Annotated in this window: 3 protein-coding genes; 1 reads left to right on the forward strand and 2 read right to left on the reverse strand. The window is 69.8% G+C overall.

The genetic code is table 11. The annotated features are described in order from the left end of the window. Window positions 1–319 (reverse strand): hypothetical protein (locus RT567_RS14970; RefSeq protein WP_313577043.1); only part of this gene is annotated, 319 nt, incomplete at its 3' end. A gap of 54 nt (window positions 320–373) precedes the next feature. Further along, window positions 374–2,164: a M3 family oligoendopeptidase gene (locus RT567_RS14975; RefSeq protein ID WP_313577044.1), complete on the reverse strand. Its 1,791-nt coding sequence runs from the start codon at window positions 2,162–2,164 to the stop codon at window positions 374–376. A gap of 121 nt (window positions 2,165–2,285) precedes the next feature. Between RT567_RS14975 and RT567_RS14980 the strand changes: the two genes are divergently transcribed. Beyond that, window positions 2,286–3,575 (forward strand): DUF4153 domain-containing protein (locus tag RT567_RS14980; protein WP_313577045.1); only part of this gene is annotated, 1,290 nt, incomplete at its 3' end.

The raw sequence follows: 3,575 nt of genomic DNA on the forward strand, positions 1-3,575 counted from the left end.
CGCGGCCGTCGGTCCAGGTCGCGAGGCGCGGCGGGGCGGCCTGATCCCAGGCGACGGTGACGGCGTTCCCGGCCATCTCGGCCCTCATGCCGCCGATCAGCGCCTGAAGCTCGGGATAGATGCCGACCAGTTCGTTCGCCTCGACGCTGGCGACCGTGCGATCGGCCCCCGCCGCGCGCGCGGAATGCAGGGCGCTGCACACCGTCAGGGCCTTATAGCCCGCGGCCAGGGCGCGGTGATTGGCGGAAGGCTCAGCCGTCTGGGCGAAGCCTGTCGTCGGCAGGGCGAGAACGGCGGCGAGAACAAGAACGCGGGACACGGATTTCATGCGGCCACGCTTCAACGCCGCGCCCCGCCTGTCAACGCATTCCGGTCAGCCCAGCGCCTCAAACCGATCGATCAGGCCTTCCAGCCGCTTGGTTCCGATGGTCCAGAAGACCGGATCGCGCGGGTTCAGGCCGAACGGCTTCAGCGCCTCGACATAGGTCCGCGCCCCGCCGCCCGACAACAGCTCACGATACAGGGGCGTGAAGGCCGCCGGATCCTTGGCCCGCGTCTCCATCAGCGCCGCGACCAGCAGGTCGCCGAACGCATAGGCGTAGACATAGAAGGGCGCGTGAACGAAGTGGCCGACATAGGCCCACCAGTCTTCATAGCCAGTCAGGTCGACGGACGGGCCGAGGCTGGCGCCCAGCTCCTCCATCCAGATTTCGCGGAGGCGCTCGACCGGCACCTCGCCCGCCGCCCGCTCGTCGTGGAAGCGCGTCTCGAAGCGGTGGAAGGCGATCTGGCGCACCACCGTATTCAGCCCGTCCTCGATCCGGCCCGCCAGCAGGGCGCGCTGCTCGGCCGGCGTCGCCTCGGCCAGCAGGCGGTCGAAGGTCAGGCCCTCGGCGAAGATCGACGCCGTCTCGGCCAGCGTCAGCGGCGTATCGGCCAGCAGCGACCCCTGCCCCGCCGCCAGCGTCTGATGCACTCCGTGGCCAAGCTCGTGCGCCAGCGTCAGCACGTCGCGCCGCTCGCCCATCCAGTTCAGGAAGACATAGGGGTGCCGATCCGCCGTCACTGGGTGGGCGTAGGCGCCGGACTGCTTGCCCGCCCGCGCCCGCGCATCGATCCACGGCCGGTCGAAGAACCAGCCCGCCCGCTCGGCGAAGTCTCCGCCCAGATCGGCAAAGCTGGACAGCACCACCTCGCGCCCGCCCGCCCAGTCATAGGCGCGCGACGCCGCCGCCTCGATCGGGGCGTTGCGGTCCCAGTGGGCCAGCCTGTCCTTGCCCATCGCCTTGGCCTTCAGCGCGTAATAGCGATGCGCCAGACGCGGATAGGCATCGGCCACCGCCTCGGCCATGGCGTCCACGCTTTCACCGTCGACCTCATTGCCCAGATGGCGGCTGTCGGCGGGGCGTTTGAAGCCGCGCTTGCGATCCTCCAGCGCCTTTTCGGCGGCCACGGTGTTCAGCACCATGGCCATGGTCCGGGCGATGCCGGAAAAGGCCGTCGACAAGCCCTCGCCCGCCGCCTGACGCTTGGCGCCGTCCGCGTCGCTGAGACGGTTCAGCCCTTCGGCCAGGGTCAACTCCTCCTCCCCGATCGATGCACGCAGCACAGCCAGAGTCTCGTCGAACAGACGCGGCCACTGGGCCTGGATCGGCCCGCGCTCGGCGATGAAGGTTTCAAGCTCGGCCGACAGTTCATGCGGCTTCATCGCCCGCACCCGGCGCAGCCACGGGGCCCAGCGCGCGGCGGGCGCATGGGCCGCCAGCGCCGCCTCCACCGCCGCCTCGTCCAGCGCATTGATCTCCAGCGTCAGCCAGACGGTCGGCGTGGCGATGACCGTCAGCTTCTCACGGACATCAGCCTCGAACCCCTGCGCCGCCGCATCCTCGCGGTTGGTCGAGGCAGCCAGAAAGGCATAGGCGCCCAGCCCACCCATCACATCCGCCGCCTGCTCATAAAGCCCGATCGCCTCATCCAGCGCCCGGCCCAGCTCGGCCCCCGACAGCGCGGCCAGCCGCCCCTGCCAGGCGTTCATCCGCTCCACCAGCGCCCTTGCGCCTTCAAGGTCGGCGGCGATGCGCGCATCCTCGCGCGAGGCGTAGAGGTCGGACAGATCCCACAGCGGGGCGTCGGCGAATTCGGTCGGTTTGACGGGCGCGTTCATGCCCTTGGTTGTGGGGAGGCGAAGGGCGCGATGCAACCATCCTTGTCTGTGTGAGTCTGTCGGAAGCAGGGGGATCAAAAGCCGTCTTCCCTTCGAGCCCGATATCGAGCACTGTTCAAATATGACCCACCCCGTCACCGATCCCACCGGCCGCGCCTCGCTTGAAGGGGCGCGCGGCCTCGCCGCCGTTCGTATCGGGATCGGCCTGATCCAGGGACTGATCCTGTATCTGCTGTATCGCTCGGGGTCGGACGCTGCGGCCCTGGCCTGGCCCGCGACCCAGCCTTCGCTGTTCGCCGCCCTGGTGCTGGCGGCGACGTTCGCGCCGATCATGCTGCTGGCCGGCGTCGGGCGGATGAGATGGAAGACGCTGGCGCTGTGGGGCGCGATCGCGGCGGCGGTTCTGGCGCTGCTGGGCTGGCATGACGCGGCCCAGCAGGCGAACGACTATTTCCGCCCGCCCTATCTGAACTTCCCGGTCGTGGCCTTCGCCGCAGCCGCCCTGTTCATCGCCCATCACCTGATCGTTCCAGCCGTCCAAGGGCGGCGCTGGATCGCCGACTACGACGATTATTTCGACACGGCGTGGAAGGCCGGGGTGCAACTGGTCCTGTCGCTGGGCTTTACCGGCGCCTTCTGGCTGTTGCTGTTCCTGGGCGCGGCCCTGTTCCGCGTCATCGGCCTCAGCTTCCTGAGCGACCTGCTGGGCGAGGAGTGGTTCTCCATCCCCGTCACCTGCCTGGTCTTCGCCGTGGCGGTGCAACTGACCGACGTACGCGGCGGCCTGATCCGGGGCGTGCGGACGGTGGCGCTGATGCTGCTGTCCTGGCTGTTGCTGGTCATCACCGTCCTGGTGGCGGGCTTCCTGGCCGCCCTGCCCTTTACCGGCCTGGACGGGCTGTGGAAGACGGGCAGCGCCACGGCCCTGGTGCTGTCGGCCGCCGCCGCCCTGATCGTGCTGATCAACACCGCCTATCAGGACGGGCGCGAGGACAATCTGCCGCCCGCCGCCCTGCGCCTGGCGGTGCGGGTCGCCTCGGTGCTGCTGACGCCGCTGATCCTGATCGCGCTCTGGGGCCTGAGCCTTCGTATCGGCCAGCACGGCCTGACGCCCGACCGCATCATCGCCGCGGCCTGCGCCCTGGTCGGCGTCCTGTACGCCGCCGGATACGGCTGGGCCGCCCTGTCGCCCCTGTGGCGCAAGAGCGCCTGGATGAAGCCGCTGGAGCGCACCAACGTCCTGGCCGCCGTCCTGACGGTGCTGGTCATCCTGGCCTTGTTCAGCCCCCTGGCCGATCCGGCCCGCCTGTCCGTCAACGACCAGACCGCCCGGCTGAAGCGCGGCGCCGTCAGCCCGGCCCAGTTCGACTACGCCTTCCTGCGCTTCGGCGCGGGCAAGACGGGACGCGCC

The organism is Brevundimonas sp., from assembly GCF_032107865.1.
GTDB lineage: Bacteria > Pseudomonadota > Alphaproteobacteria > Caulobacterales > Caulobacteraceae > Brevundimonas.